Consider the following 5,366-nt stretch of genomic DNA (forward strand, 5'->3'; position numbering starts at 1 on the left):
TATAAGAGACAGACCGCCCCGCGGATACCCGGCGACGGCGTACCAGTCGACACGAGCACCCCCCACACACCCCCACGCGCATCACCCGACCGAGCGCAACCCGTTCCTCTTCAATCCGCTCGAACGGGTGGATTGAATAGAACCCAATTCGCCTGACGCAGCTAGGCGTTCGAAGCAATACACACCTATCCGTATGTCCTTGGCGTCCATTGGCGGCGAGTTGCCCGGAAACCGCTTGGCGCCCTGGCCGATTCCGTCAGGATGGCGCGCGAAAGGCCGGTACCGCGATGCAAGGGACGCAAGAAGATGAGAGTGACCGACATACCGCTGAATTGGGTTTTGCCCAGTGCCGTGGCCCTCGCCGGAGCCGTGGTGGCGGTGACGGTGTTCTCCCGGGGCCGCCACGGCGGTCCGGAGGACGCGACGGCCACGGATTCCTGGGAACGCACCGAGGAACGCAGGAGGCGCAAGGAGGCGCTGTACGGCAGCGCGTCCTATGTCCTCCTCTTCTGCTGCGCGGCGGTGGCCGCCGCCCTCTCCTTCCATGGACTGGTCGGCTTCGGACGGCAGAACCTGGGCCTGACGGACGGCTGGGAATACCTGGTGCCCTTCGGGCTCGACGGCGCCGCCATGTTCTGCTCAGTCCTCGCCGTGCGCGAGGCGAGCCACGGCGACGCGGCGCTGGGCTCCCGCATGCTGGTGTGGACCTTCGCGGGCGCCGCCGCCTGGTTCAACTGGGTGCACGCGCCGCGCGGGATGGACCACGCGGGAGCCCCGCAGTTCTTCGCCGGCATGTCGCTGTCGGCCGCGGTCCTCTTCGACCGCGCGCTCAAGCAGACCCGCCGGGCCGCCCTGCGCGAACAGGGCCTCGTCCCCCGCCCGTTGCCGCAGATCCGGATGGTGCGCTGGCTGCGGGCGCCGCGCGAGACGTTCGGCGCCTGGTCGCTGATGCTGCTGGAGGGCGTCCGGACGCTGGACGAGGCCGTGGACGAGGTCCGCGAGGACAAGCGGCAGCGCCGCCAGCACCGGCTGCGCCGCCGGGAGGCGGGCAAGCTGGAACGCGCGCGGCTCAAGGCGTACAACCGGCAGCACCGCGTGCTGTGGGGGCGCGCCCGCGGCGGACGGCAGGTGGAGGTGACGGCGGTGCCGGCGGCACCCCAGCCGGCGCAGATCGGCTCACAGTCCGGAGCGGAACCTTCCATAACCGAGCAGGAGCAGCTCCCCCCGCGCGCCCGGCCGCTGCAAGCGGTGAACCGGGCGGGCGCGACGAACACGACGGGCGTGACAGGCGCCGTCGGACCCATCGACCTCACCGCCGAGGACGACACCCAGCCCATCCGGCGGCTCGATTCCCTGGAGGAGAAACTGGCACGCATCGAGCGGCAGTTCGGCTGACCCGGCCGCTCCGAGCGGGTGCGCCGGCTCGGAGCGGTGCGGGCGGCACCGCGCCGCCGCCCCTCCTCTCGACCCCAGCCCCCACCGCCCGCTGTCCCTTTCCTCCCGGCCCTGAGACGTCCCCCCAACGCCGGGATCCGATCCCGTTCCCGATCCGATCCCGCCCCACGCCGCCCGGCGGCGCCCTCCCGTCAACGGTTCTCCGCCGCCAGCTCGAACCACACCGTCTTTCCGGTGCCGTGCACCAGCACTCCCCAGGTGTCGGCCAAGGCCTGGACGAGCAGCAGACCGCGCCCCGACGTCGCCGCGCATTCGGCTCCGCCGCACCCGTCCTCGTCCGCCCGCGCCCCCGCGTCGAGGCCCGGCGGCCCCTCGTCGGGATCCGGCGGCCCGGCGTCGGGCGTCCGGAGCACCGGGCGCCGGGGCGAGGTGTCCCGCACCTCCACCCGCAGCCGCCCCTTGACGGAAACCGGCGCACCCCCGCCGAGCACGGCCGTCACCACTGCCCCGCCGTCGGTGTGCACCAGGGCGTTGGTGACCAGTTCACTCGTCAGCAGCTCGGCGATCTCCGCCCGCCCGGGCGCCCCCCAGTGGACGAGAAACCGGCGCAGTCCCGCCCGGGCCTCCGCGACCGCCACGAGGTCATCACGTGCGAGTCGTCTTTCCCAGTACGGCACGCCCTCCCCGCCGTTCGCCTCGTTCCGAGCCGTGACGCCCGCGGACCCTTCCCGACCTTCGCGGTTCCCCGCGCCCAACCAGTGTGCAGTCCGCCGTTTCATTTCCGTTCGCCCCGACCCCTCCCCGGCGCCCCGGCATCGAACAGGCTCACGGCAAGTGCATGCCCCGCCTGCACAGAAACGACTCCTGTTGACTCATCAACATGGTGATGCGGCGGAAATGCGGGAACCTCTTGCGCACAGCCGGAACCACTGTCCCGACTACCGCGCCGAAGACGGCGCCCGGCCGCCGGAATGCGCCGCCGCGCGCTCGGCCGGTATTCGATCACCGGGGGCCGTATTCGGAGATCGTTCACCATCGGTCCGGCTTCTCCGGTCGACCGGTGTGATACGTACTCCGGCCCGCCGGGCGTGACGCGCCGCCTTCCTACGCCTCCCAGATCGCGGCGGCCGTACGGTCGTCCGCGTACCCCTTGACCCGCAGCTGCGCGTCGGACAGGAACTCCGCCAGCCCCGGCGGCTGCGCCCGCGTGCCCCACCGCTCGGCGAGGGCGTCCGCCAACGCCGGTTCCCCGCGCAGGGGATCGGCGAGGCCGGCGCTGCAGAGCAGCAGGGCGTCACCGGGGCGCGCGACCGCGGCCCGGAAGCGGAACGGTTCGGTCGGCACCTCCTCCGGGTCGATCACGGGGGTGGTTCCGGGGGTAGGAATGCCCAGGTCGACGGTGATGCGGTCGTCGCACAGCGCGTCGCCGCCGGCCTCCCCGCCCGGACCCGGGATCCCGTACGGGCCGTCCGTGCCCCGGCCCGCGCCGACGGCCGGACGCGGCACCGGGTCGAGATCCTGCCAGGCGCCCTCGCGGAGCCGGAACAGCCCGCCGCCGCCCACGCCGAAGAAGACGCGGGTACGGCACCGGGGGTCGGCCGGCAGCAGCAGGCAGCGCAGCGCGGCGGTGTACTCGGCGGGCGGCAGGCCGAGTTCGGCGGCGCGGGTGCGCAGGCGTCCGTAGGACCGGTCGGTGAGCCGGTGCAGCCCCGAACGCAGTTCACCGCGCCGGCCGGCCCGGATGTCCTCCCCCAGCCGCGCATGACTGCGCCCTACCGCGCCGCCCAGCCAGGCACAGATGTCACGCGCCGCCCGGTGCGCCCCCTCGGCCGCACGCGCACCGCTCGCGACGGCGACCAGCAGCACGGCCCCCTCCCCGCTCCCGAACCGGGCGGTGAGCAGCGCGTCCCGCCGCGGCTCGCCCCGGTAGCGGGCGGAGTCGCCGCGCAGGGAGACGGCCCGGAGCGTCATGGCTCCGTACCGGGCTCCGTCGAGGACGGTGTCCGGTACGAGGTCCTCCAGCCCGCCCGGGTCGGCGGGCGGCCAGGCGGTCGGCTCCGCCTCGTAGGTCGGCGGCCCCTGCCCGACGTACTCCTGCGCCCGGGGCCGAACACCCTCCCGATGCCGGGGCCTCGGCACCTGCGGCACCACGGCGGCCTCCAGCGACGCGGCCGAGTCACAGGCCACGGGCGAGTCGGACGCCTCGACGGTCTCGGGGACCACGGAGGCCTCGAAAGTCCCCGAGGTGACGGAAGCGACGGAAGCGTCAGAGGCTTCGGATGCCTCGGAGGGAAGGGAGGCGGCGAGATGGCGGGGGGCATACGGGTCATGCGGCGCGACGGCGCCGGGGAGCGCGCGGGCTTCCGGCACCTCCCCGACGCCGGCGGGCGTCGAGCGGTCGGGCAGGGTGGGCGCTTCGGGGCGCGCGGGCAGCCCGGAAGGGTCGCGACCGGGCCGCGCCGGGGCCGTGAGCGACGCGGAGCCGTCGGGCGAGGCGGACACCTCGTGGAGCGGGGAGGCAGCGGACAGTCCGGGGGCGTCGTACGGCGTGGGGGCCTCGGGCCCGGCGGTGCGGCCGGAGGACGGGGAGCCCACGGGCGGCACGGAACGGTCGGGCTGTGCGGAGACATCGTGCGGATGGGAGATGTCGGGAGGCGCGGAGGCGTCGTCGCGCAGGGACGGTTCGGGCTGCTCACAGCCGAGCGCCGTGGGGGCTTGGGGCGATCCCGAGACGTCGTGTGGTCCGGGGACGCCGTACGCCCCTGAGCCGTCGTACGGATCTGAGGCGCCGGGCACCGAGGCGGCGTCGTGGGGTGCGTGGGACTGGCGTGGCGCGGAAGCTTCCGGCCGACCGGGGATTGCGGAACGGTCGGTTGCCGTACGGCGGGTGGGCGGCTCGGCCCGCACCGGTACCTCCGGTCGCGATGACGTCCCGGGCCGGGCGGTGGACGCGGCGTCGCGGGTGCCCTGCTCGCGGCCGCTTCGAGCCGGTGCCCCGTCCGGAGCGGGAGACGGTACGGACGACCGCCGACCACCGTCGGGCCGTCGTGCGGGGGCCTCACGCCCTGCGGGACCCTCACGTCGTCCGGCGCCGTCACCGGCGCCAGGCTCGGACCCCGGACCGTCCGGCGCCCCCCGGGGATCCGGAACGCGCGGTACGTCGGCGGGCGCCCGGCGGAAGCCCCGTGCGGACCCTGAGGCGTCGGGCGCGTCGGGCGTGCCGGGCCGCGAGCCGTTCGACGCGCCGACGGCCGTCTCCGGCCGGTCTCCGCCCGCCGCCGACCCGTCGGCGCGGCCGGAACCGGCGCGGCACGCTTCCGTCCCCGGGGAGTCGGGGGCGCCCGGCCGTTCGAGCCGGTCCGCGCGGTCCGAATGCCCGGACAAGCCGGGCCGGTCGGCGGAGGAAGGAGGACGGCTCGAAGTCCTCGGACGTTCGGAGCGGTCCCGCTGGTCGGTACGGCCGGGGTGGCGTGGCCCGTCGGGCCGGTCGTCCGCTTCGTACCGGTCGCCGCTCTCCCGGGGATCGCTCGCGCCGGGACGGTCGCCGCCCTTGAAACGCCCGCTTCCCCCGGCGCGGTCCGACCGCCGTGGCGGCTGCGACCGCTCGGGGTGGCCGGCCCGGTCGGACCGCTCGAACCGCTCCGGCCGCTCCGCATAACCGGAGCGTTCCGCATAGCCGGCCCGATCGGCTTGATCGCCTCGCTCGGCGAGACCGGCCCGGCCCGAGCGATCGGCTCGGTCGAAGTGCTCAAGTCGGCGCGGCCCGTCGGAGCCCCCACCCGTCCGCTCCGGAGGCTCGGCCCCGGACCCGGCGGGCGTCGTCCTCGCACCGCTGGAAGGCGAGGGGAAGGACGTCCGACCCGGTGCCGCGTTCCTCGCTCGGGAATCGCGTGGGGCGGGACCGGCCGACGGCGCGCCGGGCTCCCAGCGGGAGGCGGCGGACGGAGGCGGTGGAGGAGGGGGTGGTGGAG

4 protein-coding genes are annotated in these 5,366 nt (G+C 75.1%); 1 reads left to right on the forward strand and 3 read right to left on the reverse strand.

Going from position 1 to position 5,366, the window contains the following annotated elements; all coding sequences use genetic code 11:
* Positions 1-306 precede the first annotated feature (306 nt).
* Entirely contained in the window at positions 307-1,395 is a 1,089-nt protein-coding gene (locus ACSNOK_RS30290) for a DUF2637 domain-containing protein (RefSeq protein WP_436783996.1), read from the forward strand.
* 191 nt (positions 1,396-1,586) lie between these two features.
* On the opposite strand, the gene ACSNOK_RS30295 is transcribed toward ACSNOK_RS30290, so the two are convergent.
* The 3 genes from ACSNOK_RS30295 to ACSNOK_RS30305 all read right to left on the reverse strand — a co-directional run.
* Positions 1,587-2,033, reverse strand: coding sequence for an ATP-binding protein (locus tag ACSNOK_RS30295; RefSeq protein ID WP_436783997.1), 447 nt, complete (start codon positions 2,031-2,033; stop codon positions 1,587-1,589).
* Positions 2,034-2,499: 466 nt separating this feature from the next.
* Entirely contained in the window at positions 2,500-4,191 is a 1,692-nt protein-coding gene (locus ACSNOK_RS30300; protein WP_436783998.1) for a protein phosphatase 2C domain-containing protein, read from the reverse strand.
* A 952-nt stretch (positions 4,192-5,143) separates the two neighbouring features.
* Positions 5,144-5,366 (reverse strand): hypothetical protein (locus ACSNOK_RS30305; protein ID WP_436783999.1); only part of this gene is annotated, 223 nt, incomplete at its 5' end.

The organism is Streptomyces sp. URMC 126, from assembly GCF_051386555.1.
Classification (GTDB): domain Bacteria; phylum Actinomycetota; class Actinomycetes; order Streptomycetales; family Streptomycetaceae; genus Streptomyces.